The sequence below is a fragment of the Acidobacteriota bacterium genome (assembly GCA_003225175.1).
Taxonomy (GTDB): Bacteria; Acidobacteriota; Terriglobia; order Terriglobales; family Acidobacteriaceae; genus Gp1-AA112.
Genome location: QIBA01000044.1, coordinates 62,154 through 87,905, shown reverse-complemented (window position 1 = coordinate 87,905; position 25,752 = coordinate 62,154). Strand labels below are relative to the sequence as shown.

General features: G+C 53.9%; 22 protein-coding genes. 20 read left to right on the top strand and 2 right to left on the bottom strand.

The genetic code is table 11. The features are described 5' to 3' along the window. The 12 genes from DMG62_11720 to DMG62_11665 all read left to right on the top strand — a co-directional run bounded on the left by DMG62_11720 (position 1) and on the right by DMG62_11665 (position 10,285). Positions 1 to 1,242 (top strand): hypothetical protein, encoded by a 1,242-nt coding sequence (locus DMG62_11720; GenBank protein ID PYY22830.1) that lies wholly within the window; start codon positions 1 to 3, stop codon positions 1,240 to 1,242. Continuing rightward, the gene (locus DMG62_11715; protein PYY22829.1) at positions 1,221 to 2,348 is read left to right on the top strand and encodes a glycosyltransferase family 1 protein; all 1,128 of its coding nucleotides are present in this window, start codon (positions 1,221 to 1,223) and stop codon (positions 2,346 to 2,348) included. The genes DMG62_11720 and DMG62_11715 overlap by 22 nt, the downstream gene beginning before the upstream one ends. Before the next feature lie 12 nt (positions 2,349 to 2,360). Continuing rightward, entirely contained in the window at positions 2,361 to 3,068 is a 708-nt protein-coding gene (locus DMG62_11710) for a hypothetical protein (protein PYY22828.1), read from the top strand. Between the two features lie 2 nt (positions 3,069 to 3,070). After that, complete coding sequence (gene galE, locus DMG62_11705; GenBank protein ID PYY22850.1) at positions 3,071 to 4,078, top strand: UDP-glucose 4-epimerase GalE; 1,008 nt, start codon at positions 3,071 to 3,073, stop codon at positions 4,076 to 4,078. A 114-nt stretch (positions 4,079 to 4,192) separates the two neighbouring features. Continuing rightward, complete coding sequence (locus DMG62_11700) at positions 4,193 to 4,837, top strand: phosphoheptose isomerase (GenBank protein ID PYY22827.1); 645 nt, start codon at positions 4,193 to 4,195, stop codon at positions 4,835 to 4,837. Between the two features lie 112 nt (positions 4,838 to 4,949). Then, positions 4,950 to 6,395, top strand: coding sequence for a hypothetical protein (locus DMG62_11695; GenBank protein PYY22826.1), 1,446 nt, complete (start codon positions 4,950 to 4,952; stop codon positions 6,393 to 6,395). After that, positions 6,364 to 6,651: a hypothetical protein gene (locus DMG62_11690; GenBank protein ID PYY22825.1), complete on the top strand. Its 288-nt coding sequence runs from the start codon at positions 6,364 to 6,366 to the stop codon at positions 6,649 to 6,651. The genes DMG62_11695 and DMG62_11690 overlap by 32 nt, the downstream gene beginning before the upstream one ends. Further along, positions 6,627 to 7,394 carry a hypothetical protein gene (locus tag DMG62_11685; protein PYY22824.1) on the top strand — a complete coding sequence of 256 codons (768 nt, stop codon included), beginning with the start codon at positions 6,627 to 6,629 and terminating at the stop codon, positions 7,392 to 7,394. The genes DMG62_11690 and DMG62_11685 overlap by 25 nt, the downstream gene beginning before the upstream one ends. Further along, positions 7,394 to 7,735, top strand: a complete 342-nt coding sequence (locus DMG62_11680) for a hypothetical protein (GenBank protein ID PYY22823.1) — start codon at positions 7,394 to 7,396, stop codon at positions 7,733 to 7,735. Before DMG62_11685 ends, DMG62_11680 begins: the two co-directional genes overlap by 1 nt. Continuing rightward, on the top strand, positions 7,729 to 8,001 hold the full coding sequence (locus DMG62_11675; GenBank protein ID PYY22822.1) for a hypothetical protein: 273 nt from the start codon (positions 7,729 to 7,731) through the stop codon (positions 7,999 to 8,001). The genes DMG62_11680 and DMG62_11675 overlap by 7 nt, the downstream gene beginning before the upstream one ends. A 121-nt stretch (positions 8,002 to 8,122) precedes the next feature. Beyond that, on the top strand, positions 8,123 to 8,776 hold the full coding sequence (locus DMG62_11670; protein PYY22821.1) for a hypothetical protein: 654 nt from the start codon (positions 8,123 to 8,125) through the stop codon (positions 8,774 to 8,776). 114 nt (positions 8,777 to 8,890) lie between these two features. Continuing rightward, positions 8,891 to 10,285 carry a hypothetical protein gene (locus tag DMG62_11665; protein PYY22820.1) on the top strand — a complete coding sequence of 465 codons (1,395 nt, stop codon included), beginning with the start codon at positions 8,891 to 8,893 and terminating at the stop codon, positions 10,283 to 10,285. A 93-nt stretch (positions 10,286 to 10,378) separates the two neighbouring features. Here the strand turns inward: DMG62_11665 and DMG62_11660 are convergent, their stop codons facing one another. Next, positions 10,379 to 10,615, bottom strand: a complete 237-nt coding sequence (locus DMG62_11660; protein ID PYY22819.1) for a hypothetical protein — start codon at positions 10,613 to 10,615, stop codon at positions 10,379 to 10,381. A 155-nt stretch (positions 10,616 to 10,770) separates the two neighbouring features. Further along, complete coding sequence (locus tag DMG62_11655; GenBank protein ID PYY22818.1) at positions 10,771 to 14,823, bottom strand: hypothetical protein; 4,053 nt, start codon at positions 14,821 to 14,823, stop codon at positions 10,771 to 10,773. A gap of 191 nt (positions 14,824 to 15,014) precedes the next feature. Here DMG62_11655 and DMG62_11650 point away from each other — a divergent pair, with 191 nt between their 5' ends. From DMG62_11650 to msrB, 8 genes are all read left to right on the top strand, one after another. Beyond that, the gene (locus tag DMG62_11650; protein PYY22817.1) at positions 15,015 to 16,889 is read left to right on the top strand and encodes a bifunctional homocysteine S-methyltransferase/methylenetetrahydrofolate reductase; all 1,875 of its coding nucleotides are present in this window, start codon (positions 15,015 to 15,017) and stop codon (positions 16,887 to 16,889) included. A 219-nt stretch (positions 16,890 to 17,108) separates the two neighbouring features. Next, positions 17,109 to 20,648, top strand: coding sequence for a methionine synthase (metH, locus tag DMG62_11645; protein ID PYY22816.1), 3,540 nt, complete (start codon positions 17,109 to 17,111; stop codon positions 20,646 to 20,648). A 141-nt stretch (positions 20,649 to 20,789) separates the two neighbouring features. Then, positions 20,790 to 22,193, top strand: coding sequence for a UDP-glucose 6-dehydrogenase (locus tag DMG62_11640; GenBank protein PYY22815.1), 1,404 nt, complete (start codon positions 20,790 to 20,792; stop codon positions 22,191 to 22,193). A 16-nt stretch (positions 22,194 to 22,209) separates the two neighbouring features. Next, entirely contained in the window at positions 22,210 to 23,190 is a 981-nt protein-coding gene (locus DMG62_11635) for an NAD-dependent dehydratase (GenBank protein PYY22814.1), read from the top strand. Between the two features lie 12 nt (positions 23,191 to 23,202). Beyond that, positions 23,203 to 23,505 (top strand): hypothetical protein, encoded by a 303-nt coding sequence (locus tag DMG62_11630; protein PYY22813.1) that lies wholly within the window; start codon positions 23,203 to 23,205, stop codon positions 23,503 to 23,505. Further along, positions 23,502 to 23,810, top strand: coding sequence for an Asp-tRNA(Asn)/Glu-tRNA(Gln) amidotransferase GatCAB subunit C (locus DMG62_11625; GenBank protein PYY22812.1), 309 nt, complete (start codon positions 23,502 to 23,504; stop codon positions 23,808 to 23,810). The genes DMG62_11630 and DMG62_11625 overlap by 4 nt, the downstream gene beginning before the upstream one ends. A gap of 4 nt (positions 23,811 to 23,814) precedes the next feature. Further along, entirely contained in the window at positions 23,815 to 25,284 is a 1,470-nt protein-coding gene (locus DMG62_11620) for an Asp-tRNA(Asn)/Glu-tRNA(Gln) amidotransferase GatCAB subunit A (protein ID PYY22811.1), read from the top strand. Between the two features lie 68 nt (positions 25,285 to 25,352). Then, entirely contained in the window at positions 25,353 to 25,751 is a 399-nt protein-coding gene (msrB, locus tag DMG62_11615) for a peptide-methionine (R)-S-oxide reductase (GenBank protein PYY22849.1), read from the top strand. Position 25,752 lies beyond the last annotated feature (1 nt).

Below are 25,752 nucleotides of genomic sequence, written 5' to 3'. Positions count from 1 at the left end.
TTGTTGAAGATGAGAATACTGTATGTTGTCCCAAACGTCCCGTCGCTCATACGGACACGTCCGTTCAATTTCATCCGACGTCTCTCCGAAAGCCACCAGGTGTCAGTGGTTTGCTTGGCAACCAACGAGTCGGACTATCAATTCGCTTCTGAGCTGCAGCCGTACTGCCAGAGCTTGGAAGTTATCCGGCTACCCCGCTGGAAGTCGGTTTGGAATTGTCTCACGGCGCTGTTTTCTTCTAAGTCGCTGCGTTGTGCGTACTTTTACTCGCAGTCTCTACGTGATCGCGTAAAAGCCAAGATCGACAGCAGGGAGATCGACCTCGTGCATGCCGAACATCTGAAAACCGTGCCGATGGTGGAAGATGCCATAGGGAAAGTCCCGGCAGTATTCGACGCGGTCGATAGTGTTTCAATGTTTGAGTCGAGGCGGCGAGGACTGATTCGAAATCCGCTGGCGAAGCTGTTTTCTTGGGTGGAATGGAGGAGGATGACGCTTTGTGAGTCCAACGCGTCGCAGCTCTTCAGCCGGATAGTCATCTCGTCGGCGATCGATAAGGAACACTATCCCACCCCTGGACCCACGCGCGCAAGAATTCGCGTAATCCCAAATGCAGTTGACTTGGTCCATTTTGGCTTTCAACAGTTCGAGTGTCAAAGCAACCTGATTGTTTTCTGCGGCAAGCTGGACTACTACCCGAACGCAGATGCAGCCTTGTATTTTTCACGCGCGGTCTGGCCGCTGCTGAGGGCTCGGCGACCTGAGTTGCAATTTGCAATCATTGGCAGCAGGCCCCCACGAAGCGTGCGACGGCTGCATGGAAAAAACAACATCCGGATTGTGCCTTCGGTTTCTGACGTGCGACCTCATCTTGGACGGGCATCTTTAGCGCTGTGTCCAATTCGCCTTCGTGCTGGGACTCAATTTAAAGTGCTGGAGGCGATGGCCCTTGGTGTACCTGTAGTGGCTACCCGACTCTGTATTCCTGGACTTGCCTTGAAGCCGGGAAAGCATCTACTGGTCGCGGATACTCCCCACGAATTCGTCTCTGCCGTGGAACTGTTGCTCGATAATCAAGCGCTCAGAACAAAGTTGATAACAGCCGGACGAAAGTTTGTCGAAATGCATCACGACTGGGCTGATTCTGTCGCGAGCTTGTGCGATGTCTACGAAGAAGCAGTGATGGATTTTTCAAGATCAGGAGAAGTATTGCCTGCTTCGTGTCTGCCAAACGCAAATTAAGAATCGGCATTGATCTTACGGGACTCTGGAGGGAGGCCACGGGAATCTTCGTCGCCGCGTCGAAATTGACACGCGAACTACTGCGTATCGACACGGATAACAGCTACACGCTTTTTTTCTCCGGTGACGTGCATGCGGACTTCCGAGATTTGCCTCCGAATGCCCATGCCAGTCTTGTTCCGATTCGAGAAGAATTCTTTGCCAAACAGCTATTCATGGGAGCTCTCTGCAATGTCCTGAGGCTGGATTTAATCCATTTCCCGGCGTTCCCACCGCCTCTACTGTGTTGGCGGCCTTTCATCTGGACTCTTCACGACGCGACGCCATGGCTTTACCCGAAGACAATGGACCTGAAGGGCCGCTATTACTTTCGCTGGATTGGTAGTCGAGCCGCGAAGAGAAGCCGGTTGCTTGTGACCGATTCGGAGGACGCGAAGCAGAAAATTACGAATGCTTTAGCTCTCCCCGCCCACAAGGTGAGGGTTGTTCGCCTTGGGGTAGACAGTACGTTCAAAAGGATTGTTGATATGGAGGTGCTGGCCTCGGTGCGTGCGCGGTATCGGGTGCCTGAGAAGTTCATTCTCGTGGTAGGCACGAGGGAACCGAGGAAGAACTTGCCAGCTCTCGTCCAGGCCTACCATAAAATGCGCAAAGCGAACGAAACGAAACTGGGTCTGGTAATCGTCGGGCGGACTGGTTGGAATTCGCAGACACTTGAGGACGATTCGCGAAGCGAGAATGAGCAGATCGTCCTGACTGGCTTCGTGCCACACTCTGACTTGGTTGCGCTTTACAGCTTGGCCGAAGTTTTTGTTCTACCTTCGCTTTATGAAGGATTCGGTTTCCCACCTCTTGAGGCAATGGCATGCGGATGCCCGGTCATTGTTTCTGACCGCGGTTCTTTACCTGAGGTAGTTGGGAATGCTGCGATCCTCATAGATCCGGAGAGCCAGGATTCCATAATGGCGGCGATTCGGACTGTAGAAGGCAATGAACAGCTGCGGGAGGACTTGGCGACACGAGGAATGGAGCGGGCAAAAGGTTTTTCCTGGAAAGAGGCGGCGGCAAGAACTCTGGCTTTGTATTATGAGGTCGCAGCTCATTAATTTATTCTACTCATGAATGAACATCCACTTCCAAAATACAAAAACACAGTGTCTCTGGTCGGCTCGCCCAAAGTGGGAAGACAGAGGATAGTAGCCCTACCAGGGCAAATGCGTTCTTCCCGATGTGGGATGGGCGTCAAGGCGTTGCTTGACGTCTTGGTCGCCACGGTTCTTCTAATCGCATTGTCGCCTTTGCTGGCTCTGGTTGTTCTTGCAGTCAAGCTGCAAGATGGCGGACCGATCATCTATCGTCGACGAGTAGTGGGATCCCAGGGTGAGTTCGACGCCTACAAATTTCGCAGTATGCAAGTCGATGCGGACGGAGTTCTTGCCCAGGACCTCGGGTTGCGTATGGAGTTCGAGAAAAACTACAAACTCACTGCCGATCCGCGTGTAACTCGAGTTGGAGCCTGGCTGCGCAAGTTCAGCCTCGACGAGCTGCCTCAGCTGTTCAATGTCCTTCGCGGGCAGATGAGCCTTGTAGGCCCGAGAATGATTTCGCTTCCCGAGCTCGAAAAATACGGGGAGGCCAAGATGCTACTTTTGACAGTCAAGCCGGGTTTGACTGGATATTGGCAGGTTTACGGAAGACAGCGAGTGGATTATGCTGAGCGCGTTAGGATGGATATCTTTTATATTCAGAACTGGAGCCTGGTGCTGGATCTAAAACTGCTGCTGCTCACGCCGATGCGAGTCCTGAAAGGCACAGGAGCATATTGATGCTGAAAATCCTCGTAACAGGCGGAGCCGGTTACGTCGGTTCGGTTTGCAGCGCACAACTTCTACAGCGGGGACATGCCGTCACCGTCGTGGATGACTTATCCACGGGCCATCGAGAGGCAGTGCCCGCCAGCGCTGATTTTCACCGCCTGGACATCGGTGATAAACGTGCGGTTTTGGAATTGTTTTCGAAAAAGCGCTTCGATGCCGTATTCCATTTTGCGGCCAAAGCATTGATTCCCGAATCCGTGACCAACCCAGGGACTTTTTTCGACAAGAATCTAGTGTCAGGAATCGTGTTTCTTGAGTGCTTAAGACGAGCTAGTATTGGCAATTTTATTTTCTCTTCGACTGCTGCGGTTTATGGCAATCCCGTTCGAATACCGATTCGGGAAGACGATCCCAAAGAGCCCATGAATGCCTACGGTGAAAGCAAGCTCGCTCTGGAGCGGATTCTGCGATGGTATTGCTCGGCTTACGGCTGGTCCGTCGTCGCATTCAGATATTTCAATGCGTCGGGATCTATTCCTGGCCACGGCGAGAGACATCAACCAGAGACGCATATTCTTCCGCTGCTGCTGCAAGTCGCATCAGGGCGTCGTGATTTTTTTGAGATTTATGGAACGCAGCATGCGACTCCGGACGGCACCTGCTTGCGCGACTACGTTCACGTGCTCGATATAGCGGAGGCTCACGTGTTGGCCTTAAGCAGGCTCGATTTGCCTGGTTTTCGAGCATTCAATCTTGGAACTGGGACCAGCCATTCCGTGCGCGAGGTATGCAGAGCGGTGGAACAGGTGACCGGCCAGCATCTGAAGATTCGGACTGGTGCCGCTCGGCCTGGGGATCCTGCTGTGCTGTGCGCTAGCCCTGAAGTAATACGCGCGGAGTTGGGGTGGAAGGCAGTGCATTCCAATTTATTAGAAATTGTGCGCAGCGCTTGGCTATGGGAGCAAGCCCAATGCAATTCAGCAGTACTCTGTGAATCATCGCGTTCGGAGCTTCACTGACGGACCGCATATTATGATAAGTTCCCTGTCGCGCGATGCACAGATAGGAGGTTGTAAGAGAAGGGGGTAGTCTGCTCGGCAGATTTGATCAAACAGATTTTTGATCGTTAAAAGCTGCAAAAATTGCGAAATCCTGGAGGAAATGTGTCATCCCCCGACGAGATCCAGAGTGCCGCGTCTTACTTTGCCATTTTGGGACGCGCCGCTTCCAGTTTAGACTGGAATCAAATCGATTTCATTGCTCGTATTCTTCATCGCGCTTACCAGCACGAGAAAACTACCTTTCTCTTCGGCAACGGTGGCAGCGCTGCGCTCGCCTCTCACTTCGCCTGTGATCTAGGCAAGGGAACTTGGATTCCTGGAACCAAGCGGTTCCGCGCGGTTGCACTCACGGATAATTTACCCATGCTGACGGCCTGGGCCAATGATTCCGGCTATGAGGATATCTTTGCAGAGCAGCTTCGTGGCCTCATTCAGCCTGATGATGTGGCTCTTGCGATTAGTTGCAGTGGAAACTCGCGCAACGTGCTAAAGGCGCTCGAGGTCGCTAGAGACGCTGCCGCGGTAACAATCGGCTTGGGTGGATTCGATGGTGGATTCATGAAGTCTCTTTGCGATACTGCCCTCGTTGTTTCCTCCGACAACATGCAGATCATCGAAGATCTTCATCTTTCGCTTGCGCACTGCCTGTTCACTCTCGTGAGAAAACAGATTCTCCAGGGAGACCTCCAGAAAGTCGTTGCTGCTAAAGCGTCATGAGACAAGTCTTTGGTTGACAAGGAGTTGCATTGCCACCAAAATTGAGGTTCGGTCTGCGTCCCAGGTAAGCTCCGATAGGCCGACCTGCAAGTAGAGGATCTTTTTTTTCATCATGGCTCCCCCGAACGTGATGAGTCGTCGTCTGCAGTTTGCAGTTCTTCTCGCCGATCTTCTCTGGATTTTGATTTCCGCTACAATCGCATACCTGCTCCGCTATGGGTTGCATAGCCCAAGCTCCTCGCACCGAAGCTACATCGAATATGTCCTAGTTGCCAGCGTTGCAATGGTGGTTTGGGCGCTCCTTTTTACGCGCATGCGACTTGACGGATTTTCGGACGGCTGGGAAGCGCCGCGAGTCTGGTCACAGGTAATGACCGCAGTATTGTTGCTGACGTGTGTCACCCTGTCGGTGGCATTTCTCTCCAGGCAGTTGTACTCGAGGTTGCTGCTTTTTTATTTCGGCTCCCTTCTGTTGATCGGCTTTATTTGCATTCGCTCTCTGATGCGTGCCTTTGTTGCGTCCCGCTTTCGCAATCGAGCACAGCAGCGCGTTGTAATCATGGGCAGCTGCAATGTGGCGCGGGAGCTGGCGAATAAAATTCAGCGACATCCTGAGCTGATGAAGAGCGTCGTTGGTTTTCTCCACTCAGCAAACGACATGCCTCTTGGATCGCCACGTGCCGATTTTCCCGCACCGGCTTTGCCGCCCACAAGCACGATCGGCGTGATCGAACTTCTAAAGAAACAGGGCGTCGACGAAATCGTGGTAGCCCATCCGCGAGCCAGTTCGTCGGAGGTACAAAAGTTACTTCGTCTAAGCCGACTGGCCGGACTTAAGGTTTCGCTGGTTCCTGAAGGCTACGAACTCTATCTTTCGAAGGCGAGCTTTCTCGACGTCGAGGGTCTCCCAATGCTCTGTTTGGAAGAACAACGTCCGAAAGAGTTCGCGCTGGCCGCGAAACGCGTCGCCGATCTGATAATTGCGTCAGCGCTCACTGTGCTTGTCAGTCCGGTTGTGCTCCTAGCAGCGGCAAATCTCGTCCTGGGCGGTAAGAAGCCATTCAAACGAGAGCTTCGCTGCGGTTTACATGGGCAGCCATTTCTGATGTGGCGGATGAACATTGATCGAGAGGCACTCGATCTCTCCGGTCTACCTCTTTGGCTTGCTCGCCTGAGTTTGACTGAACTTCCGCAACTTTTGAATGTTGTTTTTGGCGACATGAGCTTGGTTGGACCCAGGCCAGAATCGCCGGATCGCGTAAAACACTATTCCGAATGGCAGCGCCAGCGGCTTGCTGCGAAACCGGGATTAACTGGCTTGGCGCAAGTTCACGGCCTTCGAGAGCAGCATGCATCCGAAGACAAGGCGCGCTTCGATTTACAATACATGCTGCATTGGTCGCCGTTACTGGACCTCTCGTTGCTACTTCAGACTCTCTGGACGGTTGCCATCCGCATATGGCATCCAGCTGGGCCGAACGTCGCTCACCCCCGGATTCCGGAGCGCAGTTTTACGGAGGTTCTTGATGTTGATCGTTCGCACGCCGGTGCGGATTAGTTTTGGCGGCGGAGGAACCGATTTACCCGCCTATTATCAGAAGTTTGGTGGCGCTGTTCTTAGCACCGCCATTAACAAACACTTCTACACAATTCTTCAGAAGCGCGTTGACGGCAAAGTGCAGGTAATCTCGTCCGACCTACGCGTTGTAGAAACGTGGGAAGACATCTCTCGGATGAGTGTCAAAGGAACCGAGCTTGAGATTCCCCTTTCGGTAATGAAAGAACTTGGATGCGCAGTTTCATTCAACCTCTGAACGTGGTTAAGACGCTGACTACATATCTTGGCATTCCGCTGTCGAAGTACGAATTGGCGGAACGGGCGTTTCATATTACTCGCAATGTTCTTGGGAAACCTGTCGGTAAGCAGGACGAGTATGCGGCAAGTTTTGGTGGACTGAATTTCATTCGCTTCGCCGAAAACGGGTCCGTGAGCGTCGAGCCGCTGGATCTCGAGCCTGATCTCGTAAGAGAACTTGAATCACAGTTGATGTTGTTCTTTACAGGCGCTGCCCATCATTCCTGGACGATTCTTAAGGAGCAGGAGCAATCGACACGGGCCAAGGCTGGTGCCGCGATAGAAAGCCTGCATGAAATCCGGGAGGGCGCGGATCTGATGCGGGCCACACTCAAGGCTGGAAATTTGGACCGATTTGGAGAATTGCTCCATAAAGGATGGGAAGCGAAAAAGCGAGTCTCGAAAAAAATCTCCAACACTCGCATTGACGAGATGTATGAGGCCGCACGTGGTGAGGGTGCTCTCGGGGGAAAAATTACCGGAGCCGGGGGTGGAGGCTTCCTATTGTTGTACTGTCCGCAGCCTGCTCAACCAGCAGTCCGTACGCGCCTTGCTGCATTGGGAGCGCGTGACATGGATTTCGAATTTGATTTTCAGGGTGCTCAGGTGGTCGTGGATGATCCCTTTATCGATGCGGATGAAAGGGGTGGAATGAAGTGGACGTTTGAGCCGATAGCTGCAGCGGTCAATTTTTCGCGGTGATGATGGTCAGTCCTCGCAAAGCCTTCCTGCTCGCTGCTGGTCATGGAAGACAGCTGCGTCCGCTGACAGATGCTATCCCAAAGTGCCTTCTGCCCATCGCGGGTGTGCCGATGCTGCAGATCTGGTTGTCGCAATGTCGGCGGTTCGGAACTGAAGAAGTATTGATCAACCTCCACTCTCATGCTGATCAGGTCCGGGAATTTCTAGAGCGGAGCGATAAGTCCGGGGTTCGGGTGCAGGTTTCCGATGAGCGGTCTTGCTCGGAAGCGCAGCAATTCGAACCAACAGTTTCTGAGTTTTTAGCGAGGAAGCTTTCTGGGTTTTCTACGCGGACGTGCTGACTGATTTCCATTTCGACGAAATGCTGAAGCGGCATTCCGAATTGGAGGCGGCGACAATCGGAGCCTATAAAGTTCCGGATCCATCGAGATGCGGAATCGTGCAGGTTGACCCAAGGGGCGGCTGGATTACAGAATTCACCGCAAACCCAAAATTCCGGTTGGCAATGTCGCATTTTCCGGCATTCTGCTGGCATGCCGGGAATTTCTACGCGCCGTCCCAGAACATCAGCCAGCGCATATTGGATTCGATGTTCTTCCTCGCCTGATTGGCAGGATCGCTGCCTATGAGATCGAAAATTACGTGATCGATAATTGGCACCATGGAAAATTACCGTTCAGCGCAGCGTGACTGGCCAGAACGGAAGGTCAGAACGGTGCAGGAGCAGAATGCTTAAAGGCGTCATTTTTGATATGGACGGAGTACTGATCAATAGTCATCCGATCCACAAACGCGCTTGGAAGAAGTTTTTTGACGCTCTTGAGCTGGATGTTTCAGACGCCGAGGTTGATTTCGTTTTGGACGGGCGCAAGAAGGAAGACATTCTCCGCCACTTTCTCGGCGATCTGCCGGACGTACAGATCAAGGAATACGGTCACCGCAAGGAGATGCTTTTCAGGGAAGAGGCGCTCTCGATCGAGCCAGTAGAGGGAGCACTAGAATTCCTCGAGGAGCTCTCACGAGCGGGCATAGCTTTCGCCGTTGCCTCTTGCGGGAGCAAGAGTCGGGTCAATTACATCCTCCGTCAGCTCAAGATTCACGATCAATTTGCGGCTATTGTCACGGCTGACGACGTTCAATTCGGCAAGCCGGATCCGCACATTTTCCGGAAGGCGGCAGAGTGGTTGGGATCCCCATGCAAAGACCTACTCGTTTGTGAAGACGCGATCTCGGGCGTTCTAGCTGCCAAGGCTGCCGGTATGAAATGCCTGGGCATCGCCGATCATGCTCGTGCCGAGGAGCTTCTCGAGGCAGGAGCGGAGCGAGTTGTTGCCAATTTTGCGTCCACGTCATTGCCACAGCTTGAGGAACTCTTCGCGTGAGACCATTGGTGCTATCCGGGAGCTGCGCTTAAAGCGCAGCTTTTTTGTTGCAAAGAACCAAACGAGCACGTACACTGCGTCCCTTCGCTGTCCAACCGGTGTCAAATCGAGCCGATGAGTCCCAAATTTGCCTGGGGAAATGCTGAAGCCCTTCTGATGAGCGCGAAACGGAGTAGGTCAAAGTCTTCGAGCTTGCGAAAAGCACAGCGAAAGGCGCTCAGTGCGGAAGCTAGGGAATCGCGCCAAGACAGGCGAAAGCATTTACCAAATCGAATGGTTCAGTGTTCGAAGGCCCCATTGGGCGAGTTGACTGCCATTGACTGGAATGATTTGCTTGGCCGGGAACATTTTCAAATTGACTTGAATTCGGTACGTCATATTTTTGCCGGCAAGATAGTTCTCGTCACGGGAGCAGCAGGATCAATCGGTTCTGAGCTTTGTCGCCAGATTTTGGAATGCCAGCCGGCAAAGCTCGTATGCATCGATCACAGTGAAACCGGTCTCTTTTACTTGCAGACGCAACTTCGTGAAAATTATCGCGATGCTGCAATCGTTTATTGTGTTGAGGATTTCACACATTCTGATCCGGTAAAGAACATTTTTGACATCCATCGCGCACAAATCGTCTTCCACGCGGCGGGATACAAGCACGTACCCATCATGGAAGAGAATCCGCGAGCTGCGCTGGAAAACAACGTATTTGGATTGATTCGATTCCTTGATATCTGCGAGGCTGCTAGTTGCGAAGCCTTTGTGCTGATCTCCAGCGATAAAGCGGTAAATCCTACAAGTGTCATGGGATGCACCAAACGTTTGGGAGAATTAATCCTTGCGGTCGATCGAGGCATGCGATGCCTGTCGGTTCGCTTTGGAAACGTTTTCGGCTCTCACGGTAGCGTGGTGCCACTGTTTCTGAAGCAGATCGAGGAGAATAAACCACTGACAGTTACCGACTCTGAAGCCACACGCCTCTTTATAACAGTTGGTGAAGCCGTATCGTTGTTGCTGCAGGCTGCGGCGATCGGAAAGTGTGGTGAAATTCTTGTGCTAGAGATGGGCGAGCCGATTCGCATTGGTGACTTGGCAGACACCCTGCTTCGCCGGTTCGGCGGACTTCAAACCCTAAGGCATCCGGGGATCAAGTTAACGGGTTTACGACCTGGAGAGAAGTTGCACGAGGAGCTTTTCTACGAATATGAGCAAGTACTCTCGACCTCGTGCGACAGGATCAAACGCCTTTCAGGAATTGTTCCGAGTTGGCCTGAACTGAAGTCTCAGTTAGAGACTCTTCAAGCGTTGTTGTACACAGTTAATGATGACCGGTTGCGCGCTCAAATTCAGAGAATTATCCCTGAATATTGTTATATGCCGGCGGTGACTTCTGAAGTTCACTTTGGGCGCGTAGCTTCGCTACCGCCGAAAGATTACCAATCGAGTTCTCCCAGGACAGCGTTTCCGAGCTCTGCTGGCCAGACGGTTGCAATCGATGCTGGGTTTCTGCAATCCTGATCGCCACACTGACCAAGTTGTAGATCCCCTTTCGCGGAAGACAACCGACCGCTAATGCGACAAGACTACGCGGCGGCAATCAGAACAGGGAATTTAACAGTGAATTTCTTCGACACTGTTGCTTCTTAGCGACGGATAATATCGGGCAACTCCCAACGCTGCCAATCCCTTAGAAGATAAGTAACTTTCCATCGTTCGTCTCAGAACAGTGAATAAGAGTGAATTAGCAGTGAATTGCCGAGTTTTCATCCATTGCTCGATTCCATTCTGATATTCCTGACTTGAGCTGCGCGGCACAGAGTCTGATTCGCGATCCAGGATTTCTTGCATTCAGTACCTCCTCGTGGTAGCAGTGAACGTAGTTCGTTCGCCGTAGATAAACACGCTAAGAACATCAAAGCTCCCCAGGCTTTGGTGATTCCTTTGGCTGCTGCTTGCACCGGTGCCGGCTCGAACTTGTACTTCCTCGCTTCAGGGTGCTTGTCTCAATTCACCTTCAGCGTCAGAGTGGTGGGGATGCTGCGGTTGCCTGATGTGGCGGTAACCGTCACTGCGTAAGTGCCTGCTGGTGTTCCCGTTACCGGTGGTGGGATGCTGGTCCACGCGCCGCCTCCACACCCCGGAAGCAACATAATTCCACCGACTACGCTGACGATCGCGAGGTTCCTAGTCCTTCCTTTCGTCCCACGCAAAGCCAACACCAAGGTTGTGAGAAGTCCAAGCACGATCATCAGTTTTGCAGGCTTGTTGCCCCCGCGCGGAGGCGAACTCAGGAAGCCGGATATTGGAGTTGGCTGAGAGCTGGAACGCGCCATTGTGGAGATGGTTAGCGTGACCGCGGTTGTAGTGCTCACGGCAACCGATGTCGATGGGGAGAAGGTGCAGTTGGCCGCCGTGGGCAATCCGCTGGTGCAGGCAAAAGTCACTGTGCCGTTGAAGCCGTCTACTGCCGACGCATTGAAGTTGTATGTAGCGGATTGACTAGCGTTCACTGTTTGCGATCTCCCGCCAGTACCGACAGCGATGGCGAAATCGGATGCCGTTCCAATCAAATTCACGATCTGTGCCACGCCGTTGAGGTCGGTCAGGGTAAGTGTTCCGTTAGCTTGTCCCGCGCTAGTGGCCATAAAGATAATCTGAATGGTGCAGCTTCCATTAACACCGAGCGAAGCTCCTGCGCTGCAGGTTCCACCACTCTGCGTAAACGGTGCTGTAATACTCAGTCCCGTAATGGTTGCGTTAGATGTTGCTGTGTTGTTCACAGTTACGATTTGAGCCGAAGTAGCGTTCTGAACGGAGCCGGTGAACGTGAGCGCCGATGTGGAAAGGGAAAGGGCCGAAACGATGCCAGTGCCACTTAGGGGTATCGCTCGAGGGCTGCCGGCAGCGGAGTCGGTGATCACGATGGTATTGCTTTCGGATGTTGTGCTCTGTGGCGTGAAGCTGACCTGAATCTGACACGCGGCTAAATTGGCCAGTGTTGCCGGAGTCGTCGGACAGCCGTTGTTACTCACAGCGAAGTCAGTCCCGCCGGGAGTTCCGAGGGCAACACTCGCAATTGTTATCGCTGAACCCGAATTGTTCGTGACGGTTACAATCTCGGCAGAGGTCGTCTTTACTAACCGATTCCCGAATGCGACCGGGTTTGGCGAGAGATCGACCGCTGGCGGAAGAGGAAGAGCGAACTGCCATACACCTCGGCCGTACGTGGAAACGCGAAGTAGCTTGGGTTGGACGGTGTTGCTGCCGAAAACCCGGATCTTTGTCACTGGGACATTAGGCAGGCCGATGCCGAGAATCTCCCATGAGGAGCCCGCGTTCAAGCTTATGAACGCTCCAATGTCGCTGCCTACATAAAGCACATTTGGATCATCAGGGTCTACCGCGATGGAATCTACCGGAGCGTCCGGCAGGTTGTTGGTGATATCGCTCCACGATGAACCCGCAGTTGTGGTTTTGAATATGTGGGGTACTCCAAAACCCTCGACCGTGACATAGGCAGTCTTGCCGGTCGTGTCGTGATGGTCAACCTCTATAGACGATATTGGGTAAGGTCCGTAGGTTACTCCTGATGTCGTCAAAACTGCCGCAATGTTTGAAGTGATATCAGTCCAGCCGTTTGCAGCCCCATGGGTTCCCGTGTTCACATCGGCCTGCGTATTCACGAACACGTGGCCGAGGAGGCCCCCGCTGGCGCTAACCGTGCCAGTGCCTTCCAGTCCCACGTAGAGAACTTGCGAGATCCCGTTCGGTGCAGGACCGCCCGCGGCGATTGCTCGAACTTTGGTTGTCCCGCTAATACAGGTCGTCTTCGTGCTGTCGAACATTGGGCTGACGTCTTTGTTCGCCGCGCCAGTAGAATCTAGCCAGGAATTGCCACCCACTCCCGGTCCGCGCCACAAGCGACAAGTTCCGAGGATCAGATTTGCTGTGTTCGCCGGATCCAATATGAACGGCATATAGAATTCGGCGGGGTCGTTCGCGACATGCTGTGTTCCGATATTAGGACCTTGAGCCGGGTATGGAGCAGCGCCGAAGGCGCCTGGGTTGCAGGCTTCGGCGTTGGGGATGCCTGGGCCATTGGGGGCTGCTTGCTTGTTGGTCGCATCACACTGTTGGATTGAGACTCCTGTGTTTGTCGCGTACCAGATTCCGTCTGGATTGTTGGGGTCAATTTCGTTGAAGCCACCGTCCCCCCCATTGACTGTCTGCCATAACTGCGCGCCGCTGCCCAACAGAGCTGGCGTACCATTGTCCTGTAATCCCCCAAGCAAAACATTCGGATTCGTTGGATGTTGAGAGAACGAAACCATCTCTGACAAGGAACCGATGTTGGCGTCCAGATTGTCAAAGACCTGTTGCGCATTGCAGCTTCCGTCGCCGTTGGCGCCATTCAACGAACGATAAACGCCACCATCGTTAACGAAATACATCTGGTGTGGGCTCGTAAGATTGAAATCGAATCCGTGCTGATCAGGATGCACGTGAGAAGGCTGTGCGATGGGATTGCAATCGTAGACATGTGTGAGGTTCTTCCACGTTGTGCTGCAGTCGGCGGGAGTTCCTGTCAAAGAGCACTTATAGATATTTCGAGTGCCAATCAACAAGTCAGTGCCTTGCGAGGTCGCTATCGCTGCCATCCACAAGTTGTAATCGCCTTGTACGATTTGATTACTTGAGCTCGTGTCCACAAGCCCTGCTGTGCTCTTGCTCGTAATTTCTCGCCAAACCGTCGTTGCTCCGTTGCTCGTGACAAATAAGCCCTGATGAATGTCGTTGTCGTTTACATAGATCACGTACATCTCAAGGGTCGTGGGCTGGATGGAGATGTGACCACGATAGAGAGGGCAATTGCCCGTTGGATTCGGGTTCGGCTGGCTCGTAGGGCAATTCGTAACCGTCAGATTGGGACTCGCAGCGCTTTGTGGCTGGAACGCCGAACGGCTCCACGTGATTCCGTCAGCGCTCTCGTAAAATCCATGGTAGCGATAGAAAGCGTAAAACCTTCCCGTTCCGGGATTGTATGCGACGTCGGTAACAGTCCCTTCGGTCAGCGTAACGGCGCCCGGATCTTGTACCGTTGCGTAATGCCAAGTCTGTCCGGCATCCTGCGAGTAGTAGATTCCCCGCCCACCTACAGAGTCCGATCCGTAGCGCTTTCCATTGGTCGATCCCATTCCCACGACGACCAGGTTTGGATTCGCTGTGCTCCAAGCAAACTTGCTGGTGCCCAATCCCGCGAAGGTTTTCGCACCCGCATCGGCGGTCCTAATGATCGGAGCCCAAGTCTGTCCACCGTCGGTGGAGCGCAGTATTCCCATCCCATAATAGGAGTCGCCTGAACTGTTAGGCTCTCCTGTTCCCACGATCACGACGGCGTTGTTCCCTGTGGTCCCCGGCTGAACCGTTACAGCACCTACAGCCAGACTGGGCTGATCATCGATCAGTGGTTTCCATTGCACCGTCGTAGGATCGGCCGCTGCCGCGTTTCTTGACTTCCACACACCGCCAAATGCCGCACCGATGTACACCGTATTTCCGCTAATGTCGCCCTGGTCGACGGCAACTGATGTGACTCTCCCTACCACCTTTCCATAATCTTGGCTCGAATCTGAGCCGATGGGAGCGGGGCCTAAGTTGGACCAGGCAACATTTGGGAGATATGTGCTGCCAGAAAAGGCAAATCCGCTCGCGGTGCTCTGTCCGGGATTGGAGACGCTTTGTATGGATTGTTGCGTCATACCTTGGGAGCTGAGCGTCATTTGCCGCTTTTGGACATAGGCTCGATGGAGCAAGTCCGATGCGCGCTCTCCGGCTGCGTGGCGTCCGCTGCGGAACCACTCTTCTCGGCCTCTCGGATCGTCGGCGTCTGCGTCTTGGGTTTCCCCCTCGCTCGAGTCGGACTCCGCCAATTTGTTTCCAGCAGCCTGGGTTCCGGGTCGGACCCTTGCGCCCTGGGCTGGGGAGTGGAGTGGAATAAGGGATTGCAAGACCAGAAAGCACACGACAAGCAGGGATTTAGGGCCGGGCTTACGCATAAACTCCAAGAACACAGAAGATGTAGACGTGAGTCTGTGGAAAAGTATGTTCCTGGCCAGAGATGCTCGTCAACGAACGAATACCTTAGCGAGCATTGAGTAAGTTACTTTAGGGCAGTTTTCTGTTCATTCACGGTGCTCCGAGTTGGGCGAAACTACTCAGGTAATATGGAAGGAATCTGCCTGCTTCTATGAGCTCATCTGATTCAGCTTTTGTCGGGGTTCTCTCTTCGCATCCGGTTCTGTGCGATGGCGCAATGGGCACCCTTCTTTATTCCAGAGGGATCTTTATTAACCGCTGTTATGACGAGCTTAATCTCTCCCAGCCGGAGCTGATCTTGGGCATCCACCAGGACTACCTGCACGCTGGAGCCGAAGTCATAGAAACGAATACTTTTGGGGGCAACAGCTTTCGGCTGGCGCGGCATGGTTGTGCAGATAAGGTTCGCGACATCAATCTGGCGGGTGCCCGCCTCGCACGGGAGGCAGCAAAGAGTTTTCAGTCCCTTGTGGCAGGGGCAGTGGGGCCTTTGGGAGTACGTATCGAGCCTCTGGGAAAAATCGCCCGGGAGGAAGCACGCGACTCTTTCCGGCAGCAGATTGAAGCTTTGGTTGAGGGAGGTGTTGACCTTCTTATCCTCGAAACCTTCGGATCTCTTGACGAACTTCATCAAGCCATCGTTGCGGCGCGCGATGTTAATCCCGACGCTCCCGTAGTCGCGCAGGTAACGATTGACGAGGACGGCAGCTGCCTCGATGGATCGACCCCCGAAGTTTTTGGCCCGAAGCTCACCGACTGGGGAGCCGATGTTGTGGGAATCAATTGCAGCGTTGGGCCAGTCGCGATGCTTGATGCTATCGAGCGGCTTCGTCAGGTCACCACTGCTCCTCTCTCCGCGATGCCGAATGCAGGCATGCCGCGCAACGTCGAAGGTCGCAACATTTATTTATGCTCGCCGGAGTACATGGCGAGTTATGCGCGTAAGTTTGTCGCAGCTGGTGTTCGATTTGTCGGCGGCTGCTGCGGAACTACGCCCGAGCACATTCGCGTGATGAAGTCGGCCATTCGCGTAACAAACGCGAAGCGACCACCGGCCTCTCTGTCAGCCGACAGCAAGGCGCCTTCGGCGATTCAGCCAGTTCCGATTCAGAACCGCTCGCGAGTCGGCGAGAAGCTGAAGGCGCGAGAATTCGTGACCTTGGTCGAGATCGTTCCCCCCAAAGGGGTGAATCCGTTCAAGGAGATAGAGGGCGCGCGCTACCTCAAGTCGGTAGGCATCGACGCGATCAATATCCCAGATAGTCCCAGGGCATCAGCGCGCATGAGTAATCAGGCTCTCTGTTTGCTCATCCAGCAGCAGGTTGGGATCGAGACCGTGCTGCACTACAGCTGTCGAGATCGCAATGTGCTCGGCATTCAGTCAGATCTGCTTGGCGGTTACGCAATCGGCATTAGAAACTTGATCTGCATCACCGGCGACCCGCCCAAGATGGGCAACTATCCCGACGCGACGGCGGTTTTCGATGTGGATGCGATTGGTTTGGTAAACATTGTCCGCAATTTGAACCGGGGGTTGGATGTTGGCGAGAACCCGATGGGGAATGCTACTGCCTTCGTGATTGGAGTGGGCGCGAACCCAGGAGCACCCAACATCGACGAAGAGATTCGGCGCTTCGAATACAAGGTGGAAGCGGGCGCTGAGTATGCGGTTACGCAGCCCGTGTTTGATCTGAAGTTACTTGAGACATTTTTGCGCCGCATCGAACATGTCCGTATACCTGTGCTTGCCGGCATTTGGCCGCTGGTAAGCATCCGCAACGCGGAGTTCATGAAGAACGAACTAAGGGTGTCGGTCCCAGATTCAATCCTCACCCGCATGGCCTCGGCTTCTAATTCGGAAGCAGCGCGAGCGGAGGGAGTCGCTGTAGCTCGCGAGATGTTGGTGGCAGTGCGGGGAGAGGTGCAGGGAGCGCAGATCAGCGCGCCGCTGGGACGATATGCCTCCGCGGCGGATGTGCTGGAGGCTTTGGGCGGAAATGGGAGAAAGGCCGCAGGGCAGTGGTAACGGCTTCGTAAGCCGATTTTTAAGCAGCTCGCAGGACTTTTGTTTTAAAATTGCGGGTAGCCGCTCGATTTCTGAGGCTTCCCTTACTCGTTCCCCCGAGATGGAATTGGACGGAGTACAGCATCATGAACCGCCGAATGCAAATGCGCGGGTCTCAAGCCCACTGAAAACTGTGTCCGTCCGGCACGACCACGTGTTGTGCCCCTTACACGAGTCTCAATGTACAAAGTGGCGAAATCCGATGGCGCGAAGCCATCCGATGTCGCAGTCAACTTGGGGAATCAAGTGGAATCGCCGTTTTTAAAAGCTGTTCGCGAGCGCGTGGTCATCTACGACGGTGCGATGGGTTCTCTGATTCAGGAAATGAATCCGTCCCTCGAGGACTTTTGGGGCCAGGAAAACTGTAGCGAAATTCTCAACCTCAGCCGTCCCGAGATGATTCGCGACATCTACACGCAATATCTCCGTGTGGGCGCCGACGTAATTGAAACCAATACTTTCGGTGGCACCAGCATCGTGCTCGGGGAGTTTGGTTTTCAGCACCGCGTCGTTGAGATCAACCAAGCAGCGGTGAGACTTGCGCGCGAAGTTGCAGCTCAATTCTCAACGCCGGAGCGTCCACGCTTTGTTGCCGGTTCAGTAGGACCTACGACTAAGCTGCCGTCCCTCGGACACATCGGGTTCGACGACATGCTCGCGTCATACCTCGAGCAGATGACGGCGCTGATTAAAACTGGTGTGGATGTCCTACTGATCGAAACATCGCAGGATATTCTGCAGACCAAGATTGCGATCACCGCGGCTTTCGATGCAATGAAGGCTGCAGGGAGGCGTGTGCCTCTCCAAGTGCAAGTGACTCTGCAGAATGCAGAAGATGGGACCATGCTTCTTGGGACAGACATCAATGCGGCCACAGCAATCCTGGATGTTTATGACGTCGACATTATTGGCCTGAACTGTGCAACCGGTCCGAGGGAGATGAACGATGCCGTTCGTTACTTGTGTCATAACAGCACGAAGGCCATTTCGGTCTTACCAAATGCAGGCTTGCCGCAAAACGAAAGCGGTCGGACCGTCTATAAGCTGACTCCTCAGGAGCTGGCTGAGTATCACAAACGCTTCATCGAGGAGTACGGAGTACAGCTTGTCGGTGGCTGCTGCGGCACTACGCCGAAGCACATCGACGCTGTGGTGAAAGCATGTGCATCCCTTCAGCCGGCAGTGCGCAATGTGAAGCCGCGATCAGAAACGGCAAGTGCCTACACATCTGTTCCGCTCGAGCTCGATGGTCAGCCGGTTGTCGTGGCCGAGGAGATGAACACCACGACGAGGGTCGAGCATTTTAAGAATCTGGTGCGTGGAGCAAAGTACGACGAGATTCTCGCGCTCTCGAAGAAGCTCGTAGCCGAAGGCTCGCACATGCTCGATCTGTGCTGTGCCATTGTGGGCGAAGACGAAAAGGGCTACATGAGTTCGATTCTCGAGAAGGTCGCCACGCGTGTGCCTGCGCCGATTCTGGTGGATTCCACCGAAGCTGACGTCGTCGAGGTTGCGCTCAAACGCATTCCCGGCAAGGCGATCATCAATTCGATTAATTTGGAAGACGGCGAGCAGCGCACCAGCAAAGTCCTGCCAATGGCGAAGCGCTATGGAGCGGCAGTGATCGCGTTGACGATCGACGAAGAAGGTATGGCCCTTACCGCGGATAAAAAGGTTGCGATCGCGCAGCGCATTCACAAGCTCGCGACCGAGAAGTACGGGATTCGCCCGGTGGATCTCATCTTCGATCCACTGACATTGCCGATTTCGACTGGGCAAGAGGAATATCGCAGTGCCGGTATTGAGACTCTGGAGGCCATCCGCCGAATCAAGCAGGAATTGCCGGAATGCCGGACGATTCTCGGCGTGAGCAACATCTCCTTCGGGCTTTCGGTGTATTCGCGGCGCGTGCTGAACAGCGTCTTCTTACGCGAGGCCGTAGATCGCGGGTTGGATTGCGCGATCGTAAATTATTCGAAGATTTATCCCCTCTACAAAATTCCCGAAGCGGAGGTGGAGATCGCGCGCAAGCTGATCTTCCAGGACACGAGCAATGGCGATCCGCTGCAGGCCTACATGGCTTTTTTTTCGGGAGTCACCAAAAAGGCGGAGGCTCAAGGTGAGGATCTCAGCGGTCTGCCGGTTGAAGACAAACTGAAGCATTGCATCATCAATGGTGAAAAGACCATTGGCAATGGCAACAAAAAGCAGTCGCTCGAGGCGGTTCTCGAGGATGCGTTAGCTACGTACGAGCCGCTAGATCTTATCAATACTGTCTTGCTTGACGGGATGAAGACAGTTGGCGAACTGTTCGGTGCTCGCAAGATGCAGTTACCCTCGGTGCTCGACTCGGCGGGAGTAATGAAGCAAGCTGTCGCGTATCTCGAGCCCAAAATGGAAAGAGTAGAAGGTTCACGCAAGGGCACGATTGTGCTCGCGACAGTGAAGGGAGACGTCCATGATATCGGCAAGAACCTAGTGGACATCATTCTCAGCAACAACGGCTACCAAGTCGTGAATCTGGGAATTAAGCAACCGGCCGACACTATTATCGCGGCAGCACAGAAACACAGCGCTCAGGCGATCGGGCTCAGTGGATTGCTGGTGAAGTCCACCCTGGAGATGAAGTACGTGATCCAGGATCTGCAGCGGCTGAGCCTGCAGTATCCCGTGATATGTGGTGGCGCAGCGCTCACGCGCAAATACGTAGAAGACGATCTTCGCCGCGAATACTCGAACTCCGTTTTTTATGCGGATGATGCCTTCGCGGGGCTCCACATCATGGACGACCTCACGTCTGAAAACGGCGCACGAGAAGCTCGTCTGAAAGAAGGTCGGATAATAAAGCAATTTGCAAGGGCTGCAGCCGCTGGCGCGTATGATAGCCAAATTTCGACGCAGCGTTCGGCAGTGGTGACGAGTGCTCCGGACATTCCGAGGCTGCCGTTCGTAGGCCGTGTTGTGCGTACGGATTTCGATTTCCACGAAATTTTTTCGTACATCAACGACACTGCTTTGTTTAAAAATCAGTGGCAGCTCAAGACGGCTTCTGCGACCGACTATGCCAGGCTCGTCGAGGAAAAGTACAAGCCGATCAAGTTCGAATTGCAAAAGGAGGTGGCTGCGTCCGGCTTGCTGGAGCCGAAAGTGGCGTATGGGTTCTATCCTTGCCACAGCCGGGGTAATGATGTCATCGTATATGACAGCTTCGAAAACCTGCGTGAAATTCAGCGCTTCACGTTCCCGCGACAACGCGAAGGCCGCAAGCTTTGCATATCCGACTTCTTCGAGCCGGTGGGTTCGCCTCGAATCGATGTAATTGGATTTTCGGTGGTCACTGTAGGCAATCGCGCCAGCGAGGAGACGAAACGGCTGTTCGAATCGGGCGATTACACGAAATATCTGTACCTCCACGGATTAAGCGTAGAAACTGCAGAAGCGCTGGCGGAGTATATGCATCGTGAAATCCGCAAGGAATTGGGAATCGCCGGCGATGACGCCTCCCGGATTACCGACTTGTTCCACCAGAAGTATCGAGGATCGCGCTACTCTTTCGGCTATCCGGCATGTCCGAATCTTGAGGATCAGACGAAGCTGTTTGCGATCCTCCATCCCGAAGAGATTGGCGTCACATTGACAGATACGTTCCAAATCGAGCCGGAACAGTCAACCTCGGCCATCATTGTTCACCATCCTGCCGCCAAGTACTTCGTGGTCTGATGGGCTTGAATGAACCGAGGGGAAGCACGCCGCCTCAGCTTGGCGTGTGTTGTCGCTTCCGGCAAAAGCAATGTGAAACCAATCAGGAGTTTTCACCTTCTCAGCTATAGTGAAAGGGTGAATTTTCGGAGAGCGTACTAAATGAAGATTGCCATTGTGGGGTCCGGATACGTTGGCTTGGTTGCTTCCGCCTGCTTTGCGGAACTTGGACACGACGTCATTTGCGTGGACAACGATCCTGAAAAACTTGCGGCCTTGGTTCGTGGCGAAACGCCTATCCACGAGCAGTACCTTCCGGAGCTTCTTGGCCGGCATCGCGGGCAACGCCTGAAGTTTTCCGCTTCCCTGCCGGATGCGGTTCGTGCCAGCTCAGTCGTCTTCGTTGCTGTCGGCACGCCACCGCGCGAGACCGGCGATGCGGACCTCTCTTATGTCGAAGCAGTTGCACGGGAAATCGCGCAATCGTTGAACGGATACAAGGTAATCGTCGAGAAGAGCACGGTTCCCGTGTATACAAGCGAGTGGATCCGTCGCGTTATGCAGTTGACCGGAGCCAAGCCAGCGGATTTCGACGTGGTTTCCAATCCCGAGTTCTTGCGCGAGGGTACGGCCGTTTCCGACTTTCTGTATCCGGATCGAATCGTGATTGGCGCGGATTCAGAGCGGGCTGCGGAGATCTTGCAGGAGATTTACGCACCGCTGACGAAGGGAACTTACTATGCTCGGTCGGCGGGAGTAGTCCCTGAGCCAGCATCAGCCAAGATTCCAGCACAGCTGATCCTGACCAGTGCAAAGAGCGCTGAGTTGATCAAACACGCCTCCAATGCCTTCCTTGCGTTGAAGATTTCTTTTATCAACGCCGTCGCAAACGTCTGTGAAGCAGTGGATGCGGACATAGAGCAAGTTGCACTCGGAATCGGAACAGATTCCCGAATTGGCAAGAGATTTCTGCGTGCAGGAATAGGTTACGGCGGTTCATGCTTTCCAAAGGACGTTGCAGCCTTCCGGTCTGTGGCGCGAGAGTGTGGCTATGACTTCCCGATGCTGCAGGAAATCATTCGTGTCAACGACGAGCAGCGCAAGCGCTTCCTGAAGAAAGTTCGAACAGCTCTCTGGACTTTGCGGGGAAAACGGCTGGCAGTGCTCGGTCTGGCCTACAAGGGGGGCACGGACGATGTACGTGAATCACCGGCAATCGATATTATTCGATCACTATTAAACGAGCAGTGCTCGGTGGTTGCCTACGACCCTGCCGCCACAGAGCGCGCTAGCCAGCTGATCACTGGGGACGTAACGTATGCCGAAGATCCTTACCAAACAGCAGTCGGAGCCGATGCTCTCTTGATTCTCACTGATTGGGAAGAGTTCGCCACCCTTGATTTAGTGCGAATCAAAAGCCTCCTGCGCTATCCGATAGTCATTGACGGACGCAATCTTTACTCTAGAGAGGCTATGCAGAAAGCGGGCTTGCTATATGTGAGCGTGGGGCGGGCAACGGTTGACTTGCAGAGCAGCCGCTCTTCTGCTCTAAATCTGAAGGAGTAGCAGGACACCCTAAAGCATGTCCCCTTCTAAGAAGCTTCATGTGATGGTCACCGGAGCCGCGGGATTTCTCGGCTCTCATTTGTGCGACGCTCTTCTCGCTGAAGGCCACTCGGTTGTCGGCGTCGATAACCTGATTACAGGAAAACTGCGCAACCTGGAACATCTGAAAGGCGAGTCCAAGTTCTCTTTTCTTGAGCAGGACATCTGTTCCCGATTTGATCCGGGAGGTATCGACTACATATTTGACTTCGCTTCTCCTGCTAGTCCTGTGGATTACATGAAGCATGGTGTTGAGACTCTGCAGGTTGGATCCATTGGAGTCTTCAATCTTCTGGAACTCGCGAAGAAGTACGCGATAGCTTTCTTTCTCGCGTCAACTTCCGAATGCTACGGCGATCCCTTGGAACATCCACAAAAGGAAAGCTACTGGGGTCATGTCAATCCGGTAGGTCCCCGGTCGGTGTATGACGAATCGAAGCGATTCGCTGAAGCCGTGACCACTGCTTATCGGCGATACCACAAAGTCGACGTCCGCATCGTTCGAATTTTTAATACGTACGGCCCGAGGCTGCAGATGAATGATGGCCGGGTAATCTCAAACTTCATGAAGCAGGCTCTGCGAGGCGACGATCTGACCGTCTACGGCGATGGCAGCCAGACGCGAAGCTTCTGTTATGTCAGCGACGAAATCGAAGGGATATTGAAGCTCGCGTGGTCCAAAGAGCAGGAACCTACGAACATCGGCAATCCAGACGAGTTCACGATCCTTGAATGCGCGGAAGAAGTGCTTGCGGTCACAGGTTCCAAGAGCGGAATTGAATTTCTGCCACTCCCTCAAGACGACCCCAAACAACGCCGCCCTGATATAAGCAAAGCTCGAGCTCTATTGAGATGGGAGCCGAGAGTCGAGCTGCGGAAAGGGCTGCAACTCTCGCTCGATTACTTCCACAGCGAGGTTCAGGCGGAGCGTTCAGCAGCCAGTTCCGCGAGTCGATAGGAGCATCGGTTGATGCAATCCGCGCGTCAGGATCTTCAGTCTCTAGCTCGACATTTGTTCAAGGACGCTTCTCCTGAAGAGGCAGTTGTTCTCGCGTGGCCGCTGGTCTGTGGTTCCGCGGTCGCCCAACGAGCCCGCGCAGTAGCATTCGAGAACGAAACATTGCGAGTGACGGTTCCTGATAAGGGTTGGCAACTACAGCTCGAAGCCTTTACCGCGCAATATCTGCATCGGTTAACTAGTCTTGTCGGAATGCCAGTGAAGCGCGTAACGTACGAAATTGCTTCGGGCGGAAGAGAGCCTGGTTCTCTATGAAGATCACGCAGCAAGACGTTGCCTATGTTGCCAGCCTCGCCAATCTTCATCTGACCGATGCCGAGCGTCTGCGGATGGAGAAGGACCTGAATGCCATCCTGGCATACGTCGAGCAACTCGCGGAAGTAGATACAAGCAACGTTGCGCCCATGGCACAAGTGTCTCAAATTGGAACTCCGTCAGACTCTGCAGATCCTCTACGAACGGATGAACCTCGGGAATGCCTGCCTCACGAAGCGGCGATGGCGAATGTTCCCCAGACGGACGGCACATTTTTCCGCGTCCCCAAGGTGATCGAGCGTTAATCGCATGGTGGCCGATCTCAACCTCGATGTCCTCACTGTCGGCTCTGCACGGGCGGCAGTGCAGGAGCGTCAGACCACAGCCACAGCACTCGTTGAGAACCTTTACGAGAAGATCGACGCGCAGGATCGCCAACCTGGACAGATCAACGCATATTTGAATCTCACCCGCGATCGCGCTTTAAAGCAAGCCAAACGAATGGATGCCATCGTAGATCGCGGCGATCCACTGCCGCCGCTTGGGGGAGTGCCGATTGCCATCAAGGATGTGATGGTCATGCAGGGCGTTCGAACTACTGCTGGTTCCAAAATTCTTGGCAACTACGTTCCGCCTTATGATTGCACGGCAGTATCGCGGCTGGAACAGGCTGGTGCGATCATTTTGGGAAAACTCAATTGTGATGAGTTCGCTATGGGATCGTCGAACGAAAATTCAGCCTGGGGACCAGTACGCAATCCACGAGACCTCAGCCGGGTGCCCGGAGGTTCCAGTGGAGGCTCTGCTGCCAGCGTTGCTGCCGGTACCGCGGTGGCCGCCCTGGGATCCGATACCGGCGGTTCCATTCGTCAGCCTGGAGCTTTCTGCGGAGTGGTTGGCCTCATGCCCACTTACGGAAGAGTCTCGCGCTATGGGCTGATTGCTTTTGCGTCATCACTAGACCACATCGGTCCGCTAACCAAGTCGGCGAAGGATGCCGGAATTATTCTCCGTCACATGGCTGGTCGCGACCCGATGGATAGCACTTGTGTCGATCTCCCGGTTCCCGATTATGAACAGGAGATTCGCAAGCCAGTCCGTGGTCTTCGCGTCGGTGTTCCAAAAGAATACTTTCCGAATGAGATGGACTCTGAAGTTCGCTCCGCCGTGGAATCTGGACTCAAGCTCTTGACCGAAGCAGGCTGCGAGATCAAGCCGATTTCACTGCCGCACACCCAATACGCGATTCCTACTTACTACGTCATAGCCACGGCAGAGGCTTCTTCGAATTTGGCTCGTTACGATGGAGTGCGATATGGATATCGCTCTCCGCAGGCAAAGACGCTGTCCGAGATGTATCGTCGCAGTCGCGACGAAGGCTTCGGGCCGGAAGTAAAGCGCCGCATCATGTTGGGAACTTATACTTTGAGTGCCGGCTACTACGACGCCTATTATCTCAAAGCACAAAAGGTTCGGACGCTCATAGCACAGGACTTTTTCGCAGCATTCAAGGAAGTCGACGGAATCGTAACACCTACGACTCCCACTCCGGCTTTCAAGATCGGAGAAAAGTCCGACGATCCTTTGGCGATGTATCTGGCGGACATTTTCACCGTAACTGCCTCCCTCGCTGGAATTCCCGGAATCTCGGTTCCGTGCGGAAACTCCAAGGACGGATTGCCGATTGGCATGCAGATCCTCGGGCGGCATTTTGAAGAGGGAACAATCCTTCGGCTGGCTCATGCGTTCGAGCACGCGCGTGCCTCGGCGACCCGATGAGTTGGCTTTGCGATATAGCGAATAGCATCAATTCGACTTCTGGAACATCTTATGTCGAGGAGCTAACGATGGCCGAAAAGATAAAAAAGTCAGATGCTGAGTGGCAATCTCAGCTTGCGGATGAGCAATACCACGTGACCAGGCAACGCGGGACAGAGCGGGCATTCACAGGAAAGTACTACAAGAGCAAGGATCCCGGGATCTACACATGCGTGTGTTGCGGGCAAGAATTGTTCAGCTCAGATACCAAGTACGATTCGGGAACTGGCTGGCCCAGCTTTTACGCACCGCTCTCGGAGAAAAGCGTGACCACGCATGAAGAGAATGCCTATGGAATGCGCCGGACCGAAGTTATCTGCAGCCGCTGCGACGCGCATCTTGGTCATGTTTTTCCCGATGGACCGCGTCCGACTGGGCTTCGCTATTGCATGAATTCGGCTGCGCTGAATTTGAAGTCGAAGGAATGAT

Coding starts and splice junctions, on each gene's coding strand:
- DMG62_11710 (PYY22828.1), top strand. CDS start 2,361: ATGAATGAACATCCACTTCCAAAATACAAAAACACAGTGTCTCTGGTC.
- DMG62_11695 (PYY22826.1), top strand. CDS start 4,950: ATGGCTCCCCCGAACGTGATGAGTCGTCGTCTGCAGTTTGCAGTTCTT.
- DMG62_11690 (PYY22825.1), top strand. CDS start 6,364: ATGTTGATCGTTCGCACGCCGGTGCGGATTAGTTTTGGCGGCGGAGGA.
- DMG62_11685 (PYY22824.1), top strand. CDS start 6,627: ATGCGCAGTTTCATTCAACCTCTGAACGTGGTTAAGACGCTGACTACA.
- DMG62_11680 (PYY22823.1), top strand. CDS start 7,394: ATGATGGTCAGTCCTCGCAAAGCCTTCCTGCTCGCTGCTGGTCATGGA.
- DMG62_11670 (PYY22821.1), top strand. CDS start 8,123: ATGCTTAAAGGCGTCATTTTTGATATGGACGGAGTACTGATCAATAGT.
- DMG62_11665 (PYY22820.1), top strand. CDS start 8,891: ATGAGTCCCAAATTTGCCTGGGGAAATGCTGAAGCCCTTCTGATGAGC.
- DMG62_11660 (PYY22819.1), bottom strand. CDS start 10,615: ATGCAAGAAATCCTGGATCGCGAATCAGACTCTGTGCCGCGCAGCTCA.
- DMG62_11655 (PYY22818.1), bottom strand. CDS start 14,823: ATGCGTAAGCCCGGCCCTAAATCCCTGCTTGTCGTGTGCTTTCTGGTC.
- DMG62_11650 (PYY22817.1), top strand. CDS start 15,015: ATGAGCTCATCTGATTCAGCTTTTGTCGGGGTTCTCTCTTCGCATCCG.
- metH (PYY22816.1), top strand. CDS start 17,109: ATGTACAAAGTGGCGAAATCCGATGGCGCGAAGCCATCCGATGTCGCA.
- DMG62_11640 (PYY22815.1), top strand. CDS start 20,790: ATGAAGATTGCCATTGTGGGGTCCGGATACGTTGGCTTGGTTGCTTCC.
- DMG62_11635 (PYY22814.1), top strand. CDS start 22,210: ATGTCCCCTTCTAAGAAGCTTCATGTGATGGTCACCGGAGCCGCGGGA.
- DMG62_11630 (PYY22813.1), top strand. CDS start 23,203: ATGCAATCCGCGCGTCAGGATCTTCAGTCTCTAGCTCGACATTTGTTC.
- DMG62_11625 (PYY22812.1), top strand. CDS start 23,502: ATGAAGATCACGCAGCAAGACGTTGCCTATGTTGCCAGCCTCGCCAAT.
- DMG62_11620 (PYY22811.1), top strand. CDS start 23,815: ATGGTGGCCGATCTCAACCTCGATGTCCTCACTGTCGGCTCTGCACGG.
- msrB (PYY22849.1), top strand. CDS start 25,353: ATGGCCGAAAAGATAAAAAAGTCAGATGCTGAGTGGCAATCTCAGCTT.